Source organism: Cellvibrio sp. PSBB006 (assembly GCF_002162135.1).
Classification (GTDB): Bacteria; Pseudomonadota; Gammaproteobacteria; order Pseudomonadales; family Cellvibrionaceae; genus Cellvibrio.
This window is the reverse complement of record NZ_CP021382.1, coordinates 4,032,107-4,053,764: the sequence shown is the minus strand read 5'-3', so window position 1 is coordinate 4,053,764 and position 21,658 is coordinate 4,032,107. Positions and strand designations below refer to the sequence as shown.

Annotated in this window: 13 protein-coding genes; 8 read left to right on the top strand and 5 right to left on the bottom strand. The window is 49.8% G+C overall.

From position 1 onward, the window contains the following. Positions 1 to 27 precede the first annotated feature (27 nt). The gene (locus CBR65_RS16805; protein WP_087467927.1) at positions 28 to 1,512 is read right to left on the bottom strand and encodes an FGGY-family carbohydrate kinase; all 1,485 of its coding nucleotides are present in this window, start codon (positions 1,510 to 1,512) and stop codon (positions 28 to 30) included. Between the two features lie 382 nt (positions 1,513 to 1,894). On the opposite strand from CBR65_RS16805, the gene CBR65_RS16795 reads away from it, so the two are divergent. The 7 genes from CBR65_RS16795 (at position 1,895) to CBR65_RS16765 (ending at position 12,203) form a co-directional block, all read left to right on the top strand. After that, a complete protein-coding gene (locus tag CBR65_RS16795) occupies positions 1,895 to 2,632 on the top strand; it encodes an NUDIX domain-containing protein (RefSeq protein ID WP_232461232.1) in 738 nt (245 codons plus the stop codon). A 168-nt stretch (positions 2,633 to 2,800) separates the two neighbouring features. Further along, entirely contained in the window at positions 2,801 to 4,219 is a 1,419-nt protein-coding gene (locus CBR65_RS16790) for a sugar porter family MFS transporter (protein WP_087467924.1), read from the top strand. A 402-nt stretch (positions 4,220 to 4,621) separates the two neighbouring features. Continuing rightward, entirely contained in the window at positions 4,622 to 5,860 is a 1,239-nt protein-coding gene (locus tag CBR65_RS16785; RefSeq protein ID WP_087467923.1) for an endo-1,4-beta-xylanase, read from the top strand. Positions 5,861 to 6,093: 233 nt separating this feature from the next. Further along, on the top strand, positions 6,094 to 9,012 hold the full coding sequence (locus tag CBR65_RS16780; RefSeq protein WP_087467922.1) for a glycosyl hydrolase 115 family protein: 2,919 nt from the start codon (positions 6,094 to 6,096) through the stop codon (positions 9,010 to 9,012). A 39-nt stretch (positions 9,013 to 9,051) separates the two neighbouring features. After that, positions 9,052 to 10,260: a D-mannonate dehydratase ManD gene (gene manD / locus CBR65_RS16775; RefSeq protein WP_087467921.1), complete on the top strand. Its 1,209-nt coding sequence runs from the start codon at positions 9,052 to 9,054 to the stop codon at positions 10,258 to 10,260. Positions 10,261 to 10,294: 34 nt separating this feature from the next. Next, positions 10,295 to 11,425, top strand: coding sequence for a glycoside hydrolase family 43 protein (locus tag CBR65_RS16770; RefSeq protein ID WP_087467920.1), 1,131 nt, complete (start codon positions 10,295 to 10,297; stop codon positions 11,423 to 11,425). 130 nt (positions 11,426 to 11,555) lie between these two features. Next, the gene (locus CBR65_RS16765) at positions 11,556 to 12,203 is read left to right on the top strand and encodes a putative glycoside hydrolase (RefSeq protein ID WP_232461230.1); all 648 of its coding nucleotides are present in this window, start codon (positions 11,556 to 11,558) and stop codon (positions 12,201 to 12,203) included. Between the two features lie 50 nt (positions 12,204 to 12,253). On the opposite strand, the gene CBR65_RS16760 is transcribed toward CBR65_RS16765, so the two are convergent. The 4 genes from CBR65_RS16760 to CBR65_RS16745 form a co-directional block, all read right to left on the bottom strand. Further along, positions 12,254 to 13,771, bottom strand: coding sequence for a tryptophan halogenase family protein (locus CBR65_RS16760; RefSeq protein ID WP_087467919.1), 1,518 nt, complete (start codon positions 13,769 to 13,771; stop codon positions 12,254 to 12,256). A gap of 14 nt (positions 13,772 to 13,785) precedes the next feature. Next, complete coding sequence (locus CBR65_RS16755; protein ID WP_087467918.1) at positions 13,786 to 15,285, bottom strand: tryptophan 7-halogenase; 1,500 nt, start codon at positions 15,283 to 15,285, stop codon at positions 13,786 to 13,788. Further along, positions 15,282 to 16,835, bottom strand: a complete 1,554-nt coding sequence (locus CBR65_RS16750; protein WP_087467917.1) for a tryptophan halogenase family protein — start codon at positions 16,833 to 16,835, stop codon at positions 15,282 to 15,284. Before CBR65_RS16750 ends, CBR65_RS16755 begins: the two co-directional genes overlap by 4 nt. 139 nt (positions 16,836 to 16,974) lie before the next feature. Then, positions 16,975 to 20,298, bottom strand: coding sequence for a TonB-dependent receptor (locus CBR65_RS16745; RefSeq protein ID WP_232461229.1), 3,324 nt, complete (start codon positions 20,296 to 20,298; stop codon positions 16,975 to 16,977). 355 nt (positions 20,299 to 20,653) lie between these two features. On the opposite strand from CBR65_RS16745, the gene CBR65_RS16740 reads away from it, so the two are divergent. Then, on the top strand, positions 20,654 to 21,655 hold the full coding sequence (locus CBR65_RS16740; RefSeq protein WP_087467916.1) for a cupin-like domain-containing protein: 1,002 nt from the start codon (positions 20,654 to 20,656) through the stop codon (positions 21,653 to 21,655). Positions 21,656 to 21,658: the final 3 nt, after the last annotated feature.

Sequence of the window (21,658 nt, the reverse complement as noted above, 5' to 3'; positions counted from 1 at the left end):
ATTAAAAATAAACGGCCTTGCGATTGCTTACACGGGTAACAACGCAGCCCACTGTTGATAAGCGTCCTGATATTGCGCGAACAACGCTTTATCCGGCTCAACTACGCCAACGCGTTGCAGACCGTTAAATGCATCTGCTGGCGTTGCATAAAAACCACTGCCCAATGCCGCCGCGCGCGCGGCTCCTTCTGCGCCATCGGTTTCAAACAACTCAACCGCTGCTTGCGTGGTATTGGCAAAGGCATGGGTAAATACATCACTCAAAAACATATTGCCTTTGGCGGCACGCACCACTTCACAGCTACCCCCCAGGGCTTTTAATACATCAAATCCCTGGTTGAGCGAGAACACGATGCCTTCCTGTGCCGCGCGTACCATATGCCCCAGACCGTGGCGATTAAAATCCAGGTTGCGCAGTTGCGCCCCAAGATTTTTATTTTGATAAATTCGCTCGGCGCCGTTACCAAAAGGATGGAAAAGCAAACCATCACTACCGACAGGAATATCGGCCGCCAATGCATTTAATTGTGCGTAAGAAACACCTTGCCCTGTTGCATTCAGGGTTTGACGCAACCAGCTGTACAAACGGCCGGTGCCATTCACACACACCAACACACCGTTGCGCGGTTTTTCATCGCTGTTGGTGACGTGCAAAAACGTGTTAACCCGCGACTCCAGATCGGCTGCGGGTTTGTCTGTTACACCATAGATTACGCCGGAAGTTCCCGCCGTGGCGGCGACTTCACCGGGTTGCAAAACATTCAAACTGAAAGCGTTATTCGGCTGGTCGCCACCGCGGTAACTGACGCGAGTGCCAGCCCGAATACCCAGTTCATCGGCAGCCGATGCATTGACTATACCTTGCTCGCCAAAACTGGGGACAAGTGAGGGAATAACATCGGCTGTTATCTGCCAATGATTCAATAATTCGGTGGCGATAGATTTGTTCCGGAAGTCCCACAAGGTGCCTTCCGACAAACCCGATGCCGTGGTAGTAATGTCGCCAGTTAACTTCATGGCGATATAGTCACCCGGCAACATCATCTTATGAACGCGCGCAAAGACCTCTGGCTCATTCTCCTGCACCCAACGCAGTTTGGCAGCAGTGAAATTACCCGGCGAATTCAACAGGTGATCAAAGCAATAGCCCTGACCCAGTTCCTGCAACGCCTGGTTGCCGCACGCAACTGCACGGCTATCACACCAGATAATGGCCGGACGCAGCACCTGTTGTTGCACATCCACCAGCACGAGGCCGTGCATCTGGTACGAAATGCCGATGGCACTGATACGTGAAGGGTCGATCTTGTCGCTGGCAAACAAACGACGACAACCCTGTTTGACACAATCCCACCATACCGCCGGATCTTGCTCGGCCCAGCCAGCGCGCGGACTTTGTATCGCCAGTTCGCTCTCGGGGTGCGTAATTGAGCCGAGGCTTTTGCCGCTCTGGCCATCAAGCACGGACAACTTAACGGAAGAACTGCCTACATCAATACCTAAAAACAGCATGCTTATTCTCTTGGTAGACGCTTGTTGAGTGTGGCTTGCGGCCAACTACAGATCCAGGGGCAACGGGAATTTTCCTCTGGATCAACCGACGGGCCAGCGTTAGCTCGCCCTTTAATCGGGAAACCGCAAGATGATGAAGATCATATCTTATTGTCGTACTGACCACAAGAAGAATATAGTACAGTTTTGGCGATTTCGCCTCTTCGGCACCGTAATTGCCATAACCATATTGGCGCTCGACCATTGGGTGGCAGCCTTATACAATGCGGGTAGATTTGCCTGCCTGGTAGCCCGTATCGGCACGAGCTGCTGTACCGGAGCAGAGATCGGCGAGACAAGCGTCGCCCGTGCGTCGCCCTACCACCAATGAGGAACTATCATCGTGCCCACCCGCCACATTCCGTCATCACCCAGACACAGCCATGTCGAACCCCTGCATTCACCCCAAAATGTTATCCAGGCGTTATCTATCGACAACCTGATCTTTGGTTTGGATCACGACCAACTGAAAATTCTGCTGATCAAACACCACGACCCGATCCATAAAGATAAGTGGGCACTGCCCGGTGGCTGGATTCGTTATGACGAAAACCTGCGCGATGCAGCATCGCGCTTGCTGGAAGAATTGACCGGGGTCAAAGAACTGTACCTGGAGCAGTTGAAGGCGTTCGGCCGGGTAGATCGTTTTCCGAATGATCGGGTGGTGACCATCGCGTACTACACCCTGGTCAGCGCCGAAGACTATCCGATGATCGAAAGCCAGAGCACATCGTTTGCACGCTGGTTCAGCGTCAACAACCTGCCCGATCTGATTTACGACCATGCCGAAATCGTATCCTACGGGATGAAGTTTTTACGCCATCAGGTTTGCCATCAGCCTATCGGGTTTAACCTGTTGCCCGAGAAATTCACCCTGCTGCAATTACAGTCTCTGTATGAAGCCATTCTCAATGTGAAGCTGGACAAACCCAACTTCCGCCGCAAGATCATGAAGATGAACCTGCTCACGCCGTGCAATGAAAAGCAGCAGGGCGTGCCTCACCGGGCGGCAAACCTGTACCGGTTTGATGATGAGGCTTACAAAAAATTGACCGAAATGGGCTTCGCCTTCGAAATCTGATCCGCCAAAAATGGCCTCAACCAAGCCCTCCTTGTGAGGGCTTTTTTATGCGCAGAATGTTGTCCCGCGCATCAATATGCTATGGTCACCACCGGCGCAGTCCCACTGCCCAAACAATGCCATGCATCACTAGAGACAAATACATAATTTCAATAATCAGGTATCACCATGAACGAGTCATCTACACCTACCCAGGCGAATAGCGCTTTTATTATCCTGATCAGCTGTATTGCCACCATCGGTGGTTTTCTTTTTGGTTTCGACAGCGGTGTCATTAACGGTACTGTCGATGGTTTACAAACTGCCTTTAATTCCGACTCCATGGGGACTGGTTTTAGCGTGTCCTCGATGTTGCTGGGCTGTGCTGTCGGCGCTTTCTTCGCTGGCACCCTGGCAGATAAGCACGGTCGTCGTGCGCTCCTGATTGTGGCCGCCGTGTTGTTTATTGTGTCTGCCTGGGGCTCAGGGGTAGCGACGTCATCGCTGGAATTCATCTTCTACCGTATTCTCGGCGGTCTTGCCGTAGGGGCGGCGAGCGTCATGTGTCCGGCCTATATCAGTGAAGTGGCCCTGGCGCGTTATCGCGGCAAACTCAGTTCAGTTCAACAGATTGCCATCATCACCGGCTTGACGGCTGCGTTTGTGAGCAACTATTTCCTGGCGGATATCGCCGGCTCATCGTTATCCATTTTCTGGCTGGGCTATGAAACCTGGCGCTGGATGTTCTGGGTCGAACTCGTGCCTGCCACTATCTTCCTGCTGGCATTATTGGCCATCCCTGAAAGTCCACGCTTTCTGGTGGCTTCAGGGCAAAAAGCCCGCGCGCAAGCGGTGCTGAACAAACTCTATGGCGCCATCGAAGGCGATATCAAGATGCGCGAAATTGACGCTTCCCTCGCCGCCGACCACCACAAACCCCGTTTGTCAGATCTGATTGATAAAACCACCAATAAGATGCGCCCCATCATGTGGATCGGTATCGGCTTGGCGGTATTACAACAGTTAGTCGGGATCAACGTGGTGTTTTACTACGGTGCCGTGCTCTGGCAAGCGGCCGGTTTTTCCGAGAGCCATTCTTTATTGATTAACGTGGTTTCGGGCTCAGTCAGTATTGCGGCCTGCTTTATCACCTTCTTCCTGGTCGACAAGATTGGCCGTAAGCCGCTGCTGTGGATCGGCTCGGCAGGTATGACAGTAACCTTGGCGCTGGTGGCTTTCGCCTTCGCTGGCGCCCCGCTGGATGAGGCAGGCAAGCTGATGTTGTCCGATGATATGGGCGTACTTGCACTGGTGTCTGCTAATTTGTATGTGATCTTTTTCAATGTCTCCTGGGGTCCGGTGATGTGGATTATGCTGGGCGAGATGTTCCCCAACCAGATTCGCGGTTCAGGCTTGGCTGTCGCCGGTTTTGCTCAGTGGATTGCTAACTTCGTGATTACCCTCACCTTCCCGGTCTTGTTGGCCTCCTTCCTGGGATTAGCCGGCACTTACAGCATTTATGCCTTGTTCTCGGCACTTTCTGTGGTTTTCGTATTGCGTTATGTGAAGGAAACCAAAGGCAAAGAGCTGGAGCAGATGGAGGGTTAAAAATCATTAGATTTTTAGTTGGGTACTCCGTGGTCCGTTTGTCATCAGGGCTGCGGGTTTCGAAAACGCATGAATACATCCCTGTAGCTCCCTCAAGTCGTCCCTGACTTGAGGGTTTCGAAACCCGCAGCCCTGACGACAAACTCGCGACCTACCAACATCAATATATCAGCATATTCAGAGCCACCTTCGGGTGGCTTTTTTATGGGTAAATTTTCTTTCACCTCGCCAGCCTATCGCTGCCAATTCTTAATATCCCCGCCCTTGTGGTTTAGCGAGCTTTTCGTTAGCTTGTGGTTTCCATGACAACAAGCTGGTCTCGTTCAGAGCTTTTTGGTACCCTAGTATACAAGTTAAAGTTTTCACTGGACCTCTAATAATAACGACCGACAGGTAAACATTATGCAAACCTCTCCTCGATACACCTTGCTTCTACCCTCTCTTCTGACCACCCTTTTATTACTTGGCGCCTGCGGTGGTGGTGGCGGTTCCTCATCCGGTAATCCCAGTTCGGCCAATGCCAGTTCCAGCAGCCAGGCAAGCAGCGAACCCAGCAGCTCAAGTGACAGCAGCAGTTCGAGTAGCAGCAGCGAGGCGTTAAGTTTGCATACTTTGGCAGATTTTCCGATTGGCGTTGCAGTGAGCGCGGGGAACGAAACATCCAGCATTCTGAATGACGATGAAACTGGCGTTGCGCAACGCACTATCATCGAAGCGCATTTTGATCAGTTGACCGCTGGCAACATTATGAAGATGAGTTATCTGCATCCGGCGCAGGACACTTATTATTTCACCGAGGCCGATGCGTTACTCGAATACGCGGACGACAATGGCATCAGCCTGCATGCCCATACACTGGTGTGGCATTCCGACTATCAGGTACCAGACTGGATGAAAACCTTTGAGGGAGACGAAGCCGCCTGGTTTGCCATGCTGGAAGAACATGTCGAAACAATCGCCGGCCATTTTGCCGGGCGCGTCCCCAGCTGGGATGTGGTGAACGAAGCTTTCGAAGAAGATGGCAGCTACCGCAATTCGGTTTTTTACCAGAATATGGGCGCCGCTTTTATTGAAACCGCCTTCACCAGTGCACGGGCTGCCGATGCGCAAGTTGATCTTTATTACAACGACTTCAACATCTCCAACGGCGGTGCAAAATTCGAAGCGGTTATCGCCATGGTGGATGATTTTCTTGAGCGCGACATTCCCATTGATGGCGTCGGCTTTCAAATGCATGTCTTTATGGATTGGCCGAGTGTCGATGCGATCAAGAGTTCCTTCGCTGCCGTGGTGGAACGCGGCTTGAAAGTAAAAATTACTGAACTGGATATACCGATCAACAACCCTTACAGCGACGCTTATGATTATCCCGACAACTATGAAGCAAGCTTAACAACCGAGCTGGCCGCTGCGCAGAAAAAACGTTATTGCGACATTGTGACCGCTTACCTTGAAGCCGTGCCTGCAAATTTACGCGGTGGCCTGACGATTTGGGGTATTCGTGACAGTGATAGCTGGTTGATCAGCAACCTGTTTGACAATAACCACGAAGACTGGCCGTTGTTATTTGACAATGATTTTAATCCCAAGCCTGCCCTCTATGGTGTGGCGGACGGTCTGACCAATCAGCCTTGTTTGTAACATATTTAAGTGTCTGACCGCTTATCGATTTTTTAACGCAAGAAGAAAATGTCGATAAGCGGACTCGGGGAGCCTGTTTCCACAAGCCACGACTAACGGCGGCTGAAACGGCAGATAAATTGCCCTGGCGAGCATGCCTTGCCTAAGCCCTGTATGATGGGCCATTGATGTGGCCCGCGTGACCATCGACTTTCCAGTTGGACAATGACTTCCCGTTTAAAGTGACTTCATCCATGCCAAACATTACTCGATCTCCTCTGCATTCACTCAACAGCCTTTTTCATACTCATCGCCTACTCCAATGGTTCATTGCCTGTGCACTGCTCGTGGTTTGCTCTTCCGCGCTGGCGTTGGGCGAACCAAACTATGTCAGTACCAAATATAAAAAAGGCCATGTGGTTATCGTTGGCGAAAAGGATGTGGCTACTCTGTATGTCGACAACAAGGATTACAAAGGCGTACAACGTGCCGTTACCAATTTGCAATTGGATATTGAGCGGGTCAGCGGCAAAAAACCGGCGCTGGTACACAACCCCGCTGAGCTTGGGCGCTACGCAATTATTATCGGCGCCATCGGCAAAAGTGAGCTGATTGACCAGCTTATCGAGAATGGCAAGATCAATCCCGACAATATCGAAGGGCAATGGGACGCCTACCATATCCAAACTGTGTACAAACCCTTTCCCGGTGTGATTCGCGCACTGGTCATCGCCGGCAGCGACAAGCGCGGCGCCACCTACGGCACCTACGACTTGTCGGAAAAAATCGGGGTTTCTCCCTGGTACTGGTGGGCTGATGTTCCGGTGAAGCAAAAAGACCGAATTTATATCAAGAAAAATACGCGGGTTCAGGATGCCCCCAAGGTGAAATATCGCGGCATCTTTCTGAACGACGAAGCACCCGCGCTGACCAACTGGACGATAGAAAATTACGGCAATTACAACCACCAGTTTTACGAAAACGTTTTCGAATTATTATTGCGTTTGAAAGCGAATTACCTGTGGCCAGCCATGTGGAACAATGCCTTTGCCGATGATGACCCGCAAAACATGATCCTGGCGGATGAGTACGGCATCGTGATGGGAACCTCACACCATGAACCGATGATGCGTGCCGACAAAGAGTGGAACCGCTACGGCAAAGGGCCGTGGGAATACTCCAAAAATCCCGAGAATCTGTATAAGTTTTGGGTAGACGGAGCCAAACGCAACAAGCCTTACGAAAGTATCTATACGCTCGGCATGCGCGGCCAACAAGACGAACCGATGAGCGAAGGGGAAAACGTCCAGCTGCTGGAAAAAATTGTCCGCGATCAACGAGAAATCCTTAGCCAGGTCTTTGGTGAAAATGCTGTTACCGACGTACCACAAGTGTGGGCGCTTTATAAAGAAGTACAGGGTTTTTACGAACGCGGTATGCGCGTACCGGACGATGTCATCCTGTTATGGTGCGATGACAACTGGGGCAATATTCGCCGCCTGCCGACGCCGGAGGAACGCAAGCGCAGTGGCGGCGCGGGGGTTTATTATCACTTCGATTATGTCGGCGGACCGCGCTCCTATCGCTGGATCAATACCGTACCGATTGCCAAGATCTGGGAGCAAATGAACCTTGCTTACCATTACGACGCGAACAAAATCTGGATCGTCAATGTCGGCGATTTAAAACCCATGGAATACCCTATCGAGTTTTTCTTGCGTATGGCATGGAATCCCGAAGCCTGGCCGAAAGAGCGCATTGAAGAGTTTGGTGAATTGTGGGCCAAGCGTGAATTCGGTGCTGAACACGCGGAAGACATTGCTGCGCTGATGGCCGGCTACACGCGCCATAACGGCCGCCGCAAGCCGGAGTTGCAAGAGGCGTTTATCTACAGCCAATTGCATTACGACGAGGCCAACCGCATCACCAACGAAGTGAAAGATTTGAGTGCGCGCGCGGAAGCGCTTTACGAAAAAATGCCGGCATCGCACAAGGCCGCGTTTTTCCAATTGGTGCTTTACCCCGTCAAAGCCAGTGCGACCATTACAGAAATGTATGACATGGTCGCCAAGAATCATCTCTATGCCAGCCAGGGGCGAGCCAACACCAATGATTATGCTGAACGGGCACGCATTCTTTTCCGGCAAGATGCTGCGCTGGAAAAACAATTCCATATCGAATTGAGTGACGGAAAATGGAATCATTTTATGTCACAGCCGCGGATTGGTTATACCCACTGGAACAACCCACCCGCCAACACCTTACCGGTTCTGCATCAGTATGAACCTCATGGCGCCCCCGATATGGGTGTCGCGGTAGAAGGCATGAAAGAAGCCTGGCCTACACCGGCGGATTATCAATTGCCCGGCTTCAGCCCCTATGGCAAAAGCCAGCGCATGCTTGAAGTCTTTAACAAAGGAACACAACCGTTTAATTTTTCAGCCACAGTCAGTGAGCCTTGGATTATACTGAGCAATACTAGTGGACAAGTTAAGCTGAGCCAGCCTATTCAGGTCAGTATCGATTGGCAAAAAGCCCCCAAAGGTAAGGCCAACGGCACCATCCATATCGCTGGCACAGGGTTTGGCGGGGCGACCATCAAGGTGAATATCCTTAACCCCGATGCCAAGGCAACCGCTAACCTACGCGGCTTTGTGGAGGCTGATGGTTATGTGTCCATAGAAGCAGAGAATTACAGCGCGACAACCGAATCACACGGCTTTGCCTGGGAAAAAATTCCGCAGCACGGACGAACCTTGTCATCCATGTCGCCCTTTCCGGTGACGGATTTCAGTTTTGAAAATCCGAGGAAAGCACCTTACCTGGAATACGAGGTTTATTTTTTCTCTACGGGCGAATTTACTGTTGAATCTATCTTTGCACCCAGTTTGCCGATGTTTCCTCAGCGCGGCTTGCGTTACGGCATCGGTTTCGGCAATGAAACCCCGCAGATTATCGACATTGTAAAAGATATGAGCCCCGCTGCCTGGGAAGAATCAGTGCGCACGGATTCGCGCAAGATACTCAGTAAACACAAGATAGCCACACCGGGTTTACATAAGTTGCGCATTTATATGGTCGATCCGGCGGTAGCCTTACAAAAGATTGTGATTAATACCGGGGGACTGAAACCCAGCTACCTCGGACCCGAACAAAGTGCCCGCTTTAATTAATAGAGCAGGCAGTATCATCACATTGAAGAGCATGAATGAATGAAGATTGTTGCAGCCAAAGTCATTGTTACCTCACCCGGCAGAAATTTTGTCACGTTGAAGATTACAACCGATAAGGGAATTTACGGCGTAGGTGACGGCACCTTGAATGGCCGTGAAAAAGCCGTCGTATCCTATCTGGAAGATTATTTAATTCCGGCATTGATTGGCCGCGACCCGCACCAGATTGAAGATATCTGGCAATTTTTTTATCGCGGTGCGTACTGGCGGCGCGGCCCTGTGGGTATGACGGCGCTGGCCGCTGTTGATACCGCACTGTGGGATATCAAAGCCAAAGCAGCCAATATGCCGCTTTACCAGCTGCTCGGCGGCCGCAGCCGCGAGCGCATTATGACTTACACCCATGCCAATGGCAGAGACCTGGAATCCACACTGGAAGCCGTGGCCAAAGCCAAAGCCAAGGGCTACAAAGCGATTCGCGTGCAGTGTGGTATTCCCGGTATTGAAAAGACTTACGGTGTAGCAAAAGACAATAAAAATTACGAACCTGCCGATAGTGATCTGCCTTCCGTGGAAACCTGGTCGACAGAAAAGTACCTGAACTTTATTCCGGAATTATTTGCCGAAGTGCGCAAGGCGTTCGGACCGGATTTGCATTTGTTACACGATGTGCATCACCGCCTGACACCTATTGAAGCAGCGCGCCTTGGCAAAGAACTGGAGCCTTACCATTTATTCTGGATGGAAGATGCGGTTGCCGCTGAAAATCAGGATGCGTTTAAACTCATTCGTCAACACACCACAACACCTTTGGCGGTTGGTGAAGTATTTAACAGCATTCACGATTGTCGCGAGCTTATTCAGAACCAGTTAATCGATTATATTCGTTCCACGATTGTTCACGCTGGCGGCATCACCCACCTGCGCCGTATCGCCGACTTCGCCGCGCTGTTTAATGTGCGTACCGGATGCCATGGCGCGACGGATTTATCACCGATCTGTATGGGCGCCGCGCTACATTTTGATTACTGGGTGCCTAACTTCGGTATTCAGGAACACATGGCGCACAGCGAACAAATGGATGAAGTCTTTCCTCATGCCTACCGTTTCGATGATGGTTACTTCACGCCCGGTGAAGCGCCGGGGCACGGTGTGGATATCGATGAAAAACTGGCGGCACAGTATCCTTATAAGCGCGCCTGCCTGCCAGTGAATCGCCTGGAAGATGGCACCTTGTGGCATTGGTAATTCTGCTTTAATAGTATTTTTGGGGGTTGCATGCATGTCTAGAACATTTCAGCTTGGTAGCGTTGTTTTCCTGACCAGCGTCCTTTTTGCCTGCCAGGAAAAAACCGCGGACACTCATACTCCCGTTAGCACAACGACTGAAAATGCCGTGACGACGGTTGTGCAGGAAAAATCTCAGCCCAGGCATGAGCCACAGTTTGCATCGCAACCCTTAGTCGACCATATCTTTACTGCCGATCCCTCAGCGCATGTCTTTAACGGTCGCCTTTACATTTATCCGTCGCACGATATTAAAACGGATATCGCCACCAGTGGCGAAGGCGATAGATTCGACATGAAGGATTACCATGTGCTCTCCATGGATGCTGTGGGCGGCGAGGTGACGGATCATGGTGTGGCCCTGGCGCTTGAGGATGTACCCTGGGCGAGCAGGCAACTCTGGGCACCCGATACCGCTGAAAAAGCGGGCAAGTATTATTTATATTTTCCTGCTAAAGATCAGCAGGGCATCTTTCGTATCGGTGTAGCCGCGAGCGATTCTCCCAGCGGCCCGTTTACCGCCGAACCGACACCGATCAAAGGCAGCTACAGCATCGACCCCGCCGTATTTAAAGATACCGATGGCAGCTATTATTTATATGTAGGCGGCATTTGGGGCGGACAATTACAACGCTGGAGCAGCGGCAGCTATCAGACCAGCGATCAATATCCCGCAGATGACCAGCCAGCGTTAATGCCTAAAATCGCACGCCTGGATGAGAGCATGCTCAACCTGGCTGAAGATTTAAAAGATGTTCAACTTCTGGATCAACAAGGCCAGCCATTGTTGGCCAGCGATACCGAGCGACGCTTTTTTGAGGCAGCCTGGGTGCACAAATACAATGGCCGGTATTATTTTTCCTACTCAACTGGCGACACGCATAACATTGCTTATGCCGTCGGTGATAGCCCTTACGGACCCTTTACTTATCAAGGGATAATCCTTGAGCCAGTGTTGGGCTGGACCAACCACCACTCTATCGTGGAATTTAATGGCAAATGGTATTTGTTCTATCACGACAGCCAGTTGTCCGGTGGCAAAACCCATTTGCGCAATGTCAAAGTAACCGAGCTGACACATCATGCTGATGGCAGTATCCAAACACTCAGTGCATTTAAAAAATAATCCTCATTAACCGACCGACCCGCAGGGTTTATATCAATCCTGCGGTTGTTTGACTTTTCCTATGCCCTTTGCAACCATGGTGGCGCGTTACTCCTTATCTATCAAACAATAATTATTGAGGATGCCACCCATGTTTCACACCACCCTTCGCTTCAGCCAAACCCTGCACCTTATCAGCTTGTTGATGTGTGGTTTGTTTATTGCTCCCGCATCAGCGCAAACCGAGAACCCGACATTTTTCTATCTCAATCAAGGTCAACTCGTTGCGCCCTGGGGATTAATGCTGGGCGACCCCAGCGATTGGGCCCTGGCGGTTCAGGATCGTACCGGGCAATCGAAAAGCGGTAAGTTATCGATCAAGCCGACAGACTTTAAAGGCAAAGGCGATGCGCTACAGGCAAGCTGGAATGGTAAAAAAGATACCGCCACATTGAGCATTGTTGGTCCCGCGATTGATATCGCTAATTTTAAAGACGCAGCAGCCCTGGCCATGGATATCCGCGTGGATAAGCGCCCCACCAAAGGCGTCACCTTGAGTATGAGCTGCACCTGGCCCTGTCGTGGGGAGGTGCAGATACGCAAGCTGCTGACTGAATTTCCTGCGGGTGAATGGTTCAGTCTGCCGGTGCCACTGAACTGCTTCAAGAGTGATGATGGCTTTGACCTCAGCAAAATATCCGGGCCTTTAACCATCGGTACCGAAGGAAAATTGACCCTGAGTATTACGAATGTACGCCTGGAGCGCTTGGCCGAAGGTGAAAAAGGCTGCGTTGAATAAACAATAGAACTGCGGCATCCGGGTATATTTAAAGCCCGGATGCCCGCACATCACATCATTAATTTTTCAGCTTTACAGTGCTCTGCAATAAACTCCGCATGAGACGGCATGACCTCAACTGAGCGATCAATCACCGATTTAATTCCAGCCATACGCTTCATCAACTCATCTTTGGGCATGACATCAACAATCGGGTGATAAGCGCGCGGCTGAATTCCCTGACCATGCATCACCTCCAGCCAACTCAGGTCATTGAACATCTCCACACTGTTGCGATAGATGCGACCGTTCTTTTTAAACTGGTTGATCTTTTGTTGCAGCTCTTCCGGGATACTCATGGTGCGACAATAATTCCAGAAGGGTGAGTCATCGCGAGTGGTTGCGTGATAGTGCAGAATCAGGAAGTCGCGGATACGATCATACTCAAAGTGCGCCTGGCGATTGAATTCATCAATATCTTCCTGATCAAAATGTTTATTCGGAAATAAACTCATCAACCGCGCAATACTGGATTGCACCAGGTGAATACTGGTGGATTCGAGCGGCTCCATAAAACCGCTGGCCAAGCCGATAGCCACACAATTTTTATTCCAGAATTTATGGCGCTTGCCTGTGGTAAATGTTAACAAACGCGGTTCGGCCAAGGGGGCACCGTCGAGATTATTGAGCAGAATATTAACTGCCTCATCGTCACTCATGTAGCGACTGCTATAGACATGACCGTTGCCAATGCGATGCTGCAACGGGATACGCCACTGCCAACCAGCCGCGTGCGCGGTGGAGCGCGTATAAGGTGTTGGATCGCCCGCGCTCTCGCAAGGTACCGCCCAGGCGCGATCACAGGGTAACCAATCGGTCCAGTCTTCGTAGCCGGTTTTTAACGCCTGCTCAATCAGCAAACCGCGAAAACCTGAGCAATCAATAAATAAGTCACCTTTGATCACCGCACCGTTTTCCAGCGCAACGGATTCAATAAACCCGTTGTCATGATTGAGGTTAGCGTGCGTAATCTTGCCCTCTGTGCGCACAACACCTAACTGCTCAGAATATTCGCGCAAATAACGCGCGTAGAGCCCGGCATCAAAATGGAATGCATAGGCAATATTGGACAAAGGTGAATTGCCTGCGTCAATGGAGCGCATGAATTTTCCTTTGCGCGCCGCGATAGCGGTGAGCGTGTACTCGCCAATATCCGGCACCTCACCTGCCTGGTATAACTTCAACCAATAATGGTAAAACTGGATTGCATCCATGTCCTTACCGACATCGCCGAAGGCATGAATGTATGAGCTGCCGATGTGACTCCAGTTAACAAACTGAATACCCAATTTAAATGTGCCCTGTGTGCGGCGAACAAAATCATCTTCATCCAAACCCAACAAACGATTGTATAACTGGATTTGGGGAATCGTTGCCTCACCAACACCGACCGTACCGATGTCTTCTGATTCAATCACGTGAATGTTGCAGTATTGGTTCTTGAGCACTTTGGCCATGGCAGCCGCCGTCATCCACCCGGCGGTACCACCACCAACAATGACAATGTGTTCAATACGATTATCCGACATAGATATCTCCAGTTCTAACGAGCAGGGCAATAGCGTGCAAGTACTTCGTGATGATTGGGCATGGCGTCAACGGTTTTTTGCACCGCCTGCCTGATATGCTGATGTTGTTGCAATAATTCTTTTTCTGCCAGGGCATCGGTCATGATGTCATAGCGTTCCGGCCAGCAATTTAATCCCAGAAAAAATGCGGCCCAAAGTTGATCTGATATGACATCGTATTCATACGCACCTATTCTGCCACGGTGGCGAAACAAATCCAGACGATGCTGTAAAGTTATGGGCGGCGATTTTTCCTGACACAGGCGACCAAAGGCTGAATCCGTGTGCAGCAATAATTGATGGGCAATATGAAAATCCCGCAAACGCTCAAACTCACCCAGACTTAAGCGATTATATTCTGCTGTATTACAGGGCTTGCATGCTTTATGCGGAAAATAATCCAGCAAACGAACCAAAGCAGATTGTGCCCACTGCAACTCCGAGATGGCCAACGAGGTAATGTTACCTGCCGCCGTACCGATAGCAACACAATTAGCTTTCCACCATACGGTGCGGTGACCCGGCCTGATATGTTTGGAGGTATGGGTTGCATTCGCCGAAAGGCCCAGACGTTGGAGCTCTGCGAGTAACGTTTCGTCACCCAACAAGTCGGAATGGTAGATATATTGCTGGACGCGATGTTGCTGTAGCGGAATAGTTCGTTGCCAACCCCAAGGCATTGCCTGAATGCTTGTCAGCGGCCGCAATGTGGATTCCTCTGGCCCATAGGGAATTGAGAAATTCATAACACGATCTACAGGCAAATCAGCCGCCCAGGAGCAGTAATCAACCGCCAGCGCCGGATCGCCGATCAGCACCGACATTTCACCGGAGCAATCGATAAATAAATCACCGCTTAGGCTAGTGTTATCATCGAACACAACCGCATTAATGAAACCCGAATCAGGACAAAGCTCCACACCTTGAACACGAGCTTGAAGAGACGTTACCTGCAAATAATGTGCATAATCACGCAGGTATTTTTTATACGCATCGACATTGAGATGAAGACCGCAGGATAAGGTCGACAGGATATTTTTTTTATTCTGTTCAGGAAATGCAAATTTTCCATGTCGTGCCGCAACAGCCGCCAGAAAAAAATCGTCGTAAGAAATATGTTCGCCCGCATGGTGCAACCTGATTACCTGCTGATCAAATGCGGCAGTCGTTGTTGCCAGTCTCCCCAAGGGGTGAATAAATGACCGAGCGTTATTGCCCTGATATTCTGTGCCCAGTTTAAAGGTCGCGCCGGTGATGCTCATCAACTGACGCTCATCAAACCCCAACATCTGATGCAGCGGACGTATCCCCGGCAAGCTTGATTCTGCCATGTCATCTGCTGGCAAGCCGGGAAGATCAAGCAGTGTTATTTTGATAGGCTCGGACTTTAATGCTCTGGCCAGTATTGCCGCTGCCGTCCACCCCACAACGCCGCCACCGACAATGACGATATTTTGTATCGCTTCACTATTCATCGTTGTAAACCATAGAGACTCATGCTGGCCTCCGGGTAGCGTGCGCTAATAGCGTTTATTGCATGTTGAATCGCGGTGTTATGGCTGGGCATAGCATCAACATCCACACGGATACCTTGATGCAGTTTCTCCAAATACGCGGCGATGGTTTCCCTGGTGTGGCGCGCAACGCGCGCATCATAAGCGTCCGGAATGACACCCTGTCCGATATAAACTGCGAGCCAACTGGGCGTCATAAATAGTCCCTGTTGGTAATGTTCAATATGGGCAGATTCGCGAAATAAATTGATCTTCCGTTCCAATTCTTCAGGAATAGCCATAGTGCGGCAGGCATCCCAGAAAGGCTCGCCCATGCGCGCATTGGCTTTGTAATGCAAGATCAGAAAATCTCGCACACGACGATACTCAAGATCAATATGGCGATTAAATTCGGTGCGATCAACGTCTGCAAAGTCCGCATCCGGAAAGTTTTCCAGCAGTTTTAAAATGCCCACCTGAATTAAATAAATACTGGTTGACTCCAGCGGCTCCAGAAACCCACTGGCCAAACCGATAGCAACACAATTTTTGTTCCAGCTCCGTTTGCGCCGGCCGGTCACAAAGCGTAAAAAATTTGGCTCACCGGTTGCCTCACCATCTATCTGATGGCGCAATTGATACGCAGCTTCATCATCACTGAGGTGATCACTGCAATACACGTGGCCATTACCGGTACGGTGCTGCAAGGGTATACGCCATTGCCAGCCAACTTTTTGTGCAATCGCGCGCGTATAAGGTAGCGGATCACCTGTGCGCTCGCATGGCATGGCTACGGCGCGATCACAGGGAAGCCAGTGCCGCCAATCTTCATAGCCGGTTTTCAGTGCGCCTTCTATCAGCAAGCCCCTGAAACCGGAACAATCAATAAAGAGTTGTCCCGCGAGCTGCTCTCCACTTTCAAGCATCACGGTTTCGATAAAACCTGTTGTCGATGAAAACTGAACCTGATCAATTTTTCCTTCAATACGCACCACACCTTTTTGCACGGCGTAGCACCGCAAAAACTGCGCATAGAGCGAAGCGTCCAGATGAAAGGCATAACCAAAATCCGAACGCGGAGAATCCGGATTCGCATCAGGGTAAGCAAACTTTTTCGCGAGTGCCGCAACAGCCGCGATGGAATAATTCTCCAAGGGCGCCTCATCGCCCAACGACCGCAGGCGCAACCAGTAATGATGGAAATCTATTCCACTGATATCGTGACCATAAAGCCCAAAGGGATGAATGTATGAGGTACCGGGATAGCCCCAGCCACTGAATTGAATACCGAGCTTATAAGTCGCCTGGGTTGCCCGGATGAATTCATTTTCATCGACACCCAGCAATTGATTAAAGTGGCGAATGTGGGGAATAGTCGCCTCACCAACACCGACGGTGCCAATCTGCTCAGATTCAATCAAGGTAATTTTACAAATCGCTGATGGCAGGAAGCGCGCCAGCGCAGCCGCCGTCATCCAGCCGGCCGTACCACCACCGACTATAACAACCTGCTGAATTCGTTGGCTTGGCATATCTTCCCCGTTTATTGTTATCAGGGTTTATTGTAGCCAGAAAATAGCGGGCTATCACCCGCCGGGCGATGAGTTTTATCTATCGAAAAAAAAGCGCGCCGAAAGGCGCGCTCAAAGGAGAGGCTATCACAAACGAGGTTTAGAACGTTGCTCTTACAATAAGGGCTGCACGACGGTCATTAACGAACCATGAACGACCTGCTTCGGCACCTTCGCCATCCAGAATCATGATGGTTTTGGTTTGCGTATTAGCAAGGTTGGTAAATTGCATACCCACGGTAATGTTATCGTTGATGTTGTAGAACACAGAACCATCAAGATAACCCGCGTCATCATTCCATAATGGATACTTACTGATAACGTCGCGCGTGGTCAGCAGGTATCTGGAACGCCAGTTATACGCCAGACGCACCGACCAATCGTTTTTATCGTACATACCGACGATATTGAACGTTTCTTTGGATTGGCCCTGCAAAGGAACATTATCCAGTGATACACGGGCGCCGGTGTCGTTATCACCACCCACCCAATCTGCATCATCCAGCGATACTTCATTGTTGGGCACACCACTCGCTTCAATATAGGTGTAGTTAACTTGTAAACCTAAACCATCCCAAGGCGCAGGCAGCATGTCATAAAATTGCTGATAAGCAATTTCAAACCCTTCCATCGTACCTTCACCGCCATTACGCGTACCGGTCACATCAACGGTTTCCGTCACACCGGAAACCGGATTAGTGAATGTTTGTGGGAAGGCACCGTAGATAAAGAAGTTACTAAGATCTTTGTAAAAGACTGTACCTGTCAATGACCCAACTTCAGCGAAATACCACTCCAGAGAAACGTCGAACTGGGTAGACTCCATGGGCTGCAGGTAGGGATTACCGCCGCTGCCTTCCCATCCACTGACATAAGCACCTTCAATAAAACGCGGCTCGCCTTCTGCCGGTGGATTATCAGGATCGATTACTGGATAGATACCCTCAACCGAAGTTGCACTGAGGCGTGATTGATTACGCACGTCACCCATATCGGGGAGCGCAATAGCCTTGGATGCAGCGAAACGGGCAATTAAATCATCTGTCAGCTCTACCTTTAAATTAAAGCTGGGTAAGGTTGCGCTGTATTTATCAATTGCACTTTGCAAGGTAAAGGCATTGTTACCATAACCCTGCTCTTCAGCACTTAAATAATTGCGGTCGTGGCTTGCCCAGTTATTGTCATCGTCTTCATAAAAATCAGCGAGATCATCATAAGTGCCGTTATCGATAAAAGGCTGTGCATAAGCTGCCACAATTTCCGGAGTCAAGGAACTTGGTAAACCATCAGGAACCGGGAACTCAGAAACCAGATCTGGAAATTCGATAGAACCTAACGCATCGCGCTCAAAGTTCACATAGCGTAAACCAATATTACCGCTAAAGCGTATTGCGGTTTCATCAGACCCAAAATCCAGACGAATGTATGCTGCCTCATTGGTCTCGGTTGTAGTGTATATTTCTGATGGAGCAAACTGCGTGCCCGGAACAACATCACCACGTGACGGGTATGGCACCCACTCACCACCAGCCGTTTTGGCCAAGGCACGGTTTTCAAACAAAACTTGTTTAACCAAATCTTCAGAGGCATGAAGCAAACCACCACCTGGAATCGTCATGGAATCGCCGCGATGGAAATCACTCCAGTCGACGAAAACATATTCCTGATCGGCCGCTGCCGGATCAGTTAACCACATTGCCGGCGCGGAACCACTGAACTCAGGCCCTAAGCTTCCCCAATTCCATGCAGTGTTCCTCACCACCTGCTCACGCTCAGCAAAACGAATACCGGCTTTAACAGCTTTTAACATGCCGCCATCATCATCGATGTTGTAGGTCACATCAAAACGACTGGCAACAGAGTCACCTTCCGAGCGCTCATAGTGGTCCATCGCTGACCGCCACCAATAGCTGTTCGGGTCTTGAAAGTAATTGCTGTCGCCCGCCGGGTCGCCAGAAAAGCCAGGAAAACCTGTAGCAAAATCATCCGGATTATTATCGCGCAACCCATTCCAGGGTTCGATCAATGTGAGCGTTGGTGTATCACCACGGGTATCGTAATCTTGCAGCGCATTGATCCCTAGATGTATAACCAGATCATCATCCACAGTTTCTGCTTCGATATATTGCAGATCCAACTCGAACTCCCATGTTTCATCGGGTGTCCATTTGAAATTCAATGCATAATCGTCAACCAGCGTATTGGTTCGTTTGTAGCGCGTATCCGTCTGAAATTTGTGTCCAAAAAGTGCTACGTTAGCACCTTCATAGCTTCTGGGAATATGGTCCTGATTGCCGTCAGCACTACGCCAACCTTCCGAATCCGCCATAACACCCGCAAGGAAAATACCTTCATCATCAAACGTAAATTCTGTTCCATCCAATGGACGAGTAAAACGTTTATCGACTTCTGCACCGGGGTCGTAATAGCCATTCTGATATTTCAGTGCATTTTCAGTCCACGCCAAGGTGGCATCAGAGCGCATAAATTGAAAGGTGGATACTAATGTCTGATCTGGTGTTTCCCACTGGAAGGCAGCGGCATAACCTTTACGCTCACGATCATCAAATTTCATCGTGGCATTGGAACCATTCGGCATCCATACTTTGCCAGTGCCGTCACCGACAAATGCTTCTGCGCCCGGTAAAACCGATGCGTCATACTGCACGTACGCGTCACTTTGGATACCGTGAGATGTACCTTTCAATTCGGAGTGGGCGATATTGAACAAAATGCCCATCTCTCCTGCACCAGTTTCCCAACGGTCACTGTAAAGCGCAGACAATGTTGGTGTTGCTTCTTCAGCCATATCGCCATAAGAAACATCACCGGAAAACGCAATTACTCTGTCAGGAGCATCAAAAGGCTTGCGGGTACGAAGACTAACTGTACCGCCAATGCCGCCCTCGATCATGTCGGCAGATTGGTTTTTATAAACATCCACACCACCCATTAACTCCGGTGGAACATCCTGAAAACTCAAACCGCGCCCAGAGTTAGCCGTGAATGAGTCGCGTCCGTTAAATTCACTGCGCGTAGCAGTCATGCCACGAATTACAGCACCACTACCTTCAACGCTGAAATGGTCTGGATCGTCCACACCGGCAAAGCGCTCGATGGAAATACCTGGCAGACGTTGCATAGCCTCAAGCACACTGCGATCGGGTAGAGAGCCAATATCTGATGCAGAAATGGAATCTACAAAGGTGTCTGCGTTACGCTTGATGTTCTGTGCATTTTGTAAATTTGTGCGAACACCACTGACAACAATTTCTTCAACAGGTCCGGTTTCTGCATCGACTTCTGGCTGCTGTGCAAGCGCAGGCGCACTCAATGCCATCACACACATGGCCAGAAGCGATTTCTTAAATTTAACTGGGTGTTGGGAAAATGGGTAAGGCGCGTGATTTTTATGGGAAACCATAAATAACCCCTTCTTATATATTATTAATAGGTATTTTTACTGCAAAGCTATTTTTATGTGCGCCAATAGTCGCGAATACGGCGTATTGGTTATGCAATCCTATACGCCACCCCACTGTATGTCAACATGACTATAAGTTTAAAGCACTAGCATACAAGAACAATAAGTTAGCTTGTAGGCTTGGGGGCGTATCCAAAATTTATATGCCTTGGCAAACAGAAAATTCATTAATAAAAATTTGTTTAATAGGGAAATTAACGCCATAATTCCCACATTATCAGCCTCCAATAGTTGAGTTAATAATTCAGGAAATAAGTGATTTATACTCGCAGGCTAACGTCAACATGGAATAACTATGAAACCCATTGCAGAAGCATATAACGTCAGCGCGGATGAATTTCATAACGAGGTCTTACCAACAGGTAAGCCCGTCGTTATGCGAGGCTTGGTAAATACATGGCCAATTGTTGAAGCAGGAAAAAGCGGCGCCGTTTCGTTTTGTAATTATTTAAAACGTTTCGATAGGGGCTATGACGTAAATACCGTGTATGGCCCTCCATCTATCGGCGGGCGGATCTTTTATAACAAGGATATGAGTGGTCTGAATTGTCGCATGGGACAAGCAAAGCTGCCCGGTTCTTTAGATTACCTGTTAGAGCACATGGAGGACAATCCCGCTCCAACTCTTGCAATCCAATCGGTGATCATCCACCAATACCTGCCAGGATTACAGCTGGAAAACAGTCTCGGCTTATTACCCGAAAAAATTGAACCCCGGATATGGATTGGTGGCCGCTCAACCGTAGCTGCACATTACGACTCTTCCGAGAACATTGCTTGTTGCGTAGCAGGGCGCCGTCGGTTCACGCTGTTTCCGCCAGAACAGATAAGCAATTTATATGTTGGCCCAATTGAACTCACGCCTGCCGGTGCCACTATAAGCATGGTTGATATTAACCAACCTGATTATGAAAAATATCCCAAGTTCAAACAGGCTGAAGAAGCGGCCATGTACGCTGAGCTGGAACCGGGAGATGCGATTTTTATTCCTTACATGTGGTGGCACCATGTGGTTGCCTTAGAGGGAATTAATGCATTAATAAATTACTGGTGGGGTGAAGCAAGGGAGTCGCATGGTGATCCGAGAAATGCCTTGCTTCATGCCATGATGTCAATACGCTCACTGCCGGAGCGCCACCGCCAGGCATGGCAAGCCATGTTTGAACACTACGTATTTAATGACGGTAAAACGGCAGAGCATTTACCGGAGGAGCGGCGCGGCATTCTAGGCCAATTAAAACCGGAGGCACTTAAACAACTGCGCATGGCTTTATCGAAAGCATTGAGCAGGTTCTAGCGC

Bases quoted from the DNA above. Each gene is read 5' to 3' on its own strand.
- CBR65_RS16805 (WP_087467927.1), bottom strand. From the start codon at position 1,512: ATGCTGTTTTTAGGTATTGATGTAGGCAGTTCTTCCGTTAAGTTGTCC.
- CBR65_RS16790 (WP_087467924.1), top strand. From the start codon at position 2,801: ATGAACGAGTCATCTACACCTACCCAGGCGAATAGCGCTTTTATTATC.
- CBR65_RS16785 (WP_087467923.1), top strand. From the start codon at position 4,622: ATGCAAACCTCTCCTCGATACACCTTGCTTCTACCCTCTCTTCTGACC.
- CBR65_RS16780 (WP_087467922.1), top strand. From the start codon at position 6,094: ATGCCAAACATTACTCGATCTCCTCTGCATTCACTCAACAGCCTTTTT.
- manD (WP_087467921.1), top strand. From the start codon at position 9,052: ATGAAGATTGTTGCAGCCAAAGTCATTGTTACCTCACCCGGCAGAAAT.
- CBR65_RS16770 (WP_087467920.1), top strand. From the start codon at position 10,295: ATGTCTAGAACATTTCAGCTTGGTAGCGTTGTTTTCCTGACCAGCGTC.
- CBR65_RS16765 (WP_232461230.1), top strand. From the start codon at position 11,556: ATGTTTCACACCACCCTTCGCTTCAGCCAAACCCTGCACCTTATCAGC.
- CBR65_RS16760 (WP_087467919.1), bottom strand. From the start codon at position 13,771: ATGTCGGATAATCGTATTGAACACATTGTCATTGTTGGTGGTGGTACC.
- CBR65_RS16755 (WP_087467918.1), bottom strand. From the start codon at position 15,285: ATGAATAGTGAAGCGATACAAAATATCGTCATTGTCGGTGGCGGCGTT.
- CBR65_RS16750 (WP_087467917.1), bottom strand. From the start codon at position 16,835: ATGCCAAGCCAACGAATTCAGCAGGTTGTTATAGTCGGTGGTGGTACG.
- CBR65_RS16745 (WP_232461229.1), bottom strand. From the start codon at position 20,298: ATGGTTTCCCATAAAAATCACGCGCCTTACCCATTTTCCCAACACCCA.
- CBR65_RS16740 (WP_087467916.1), top strand. From the start codon at position 20,654: ATGAAACCCATTGCAGAAGCATATAACGTCAGCGCGGATGAATTTCAT.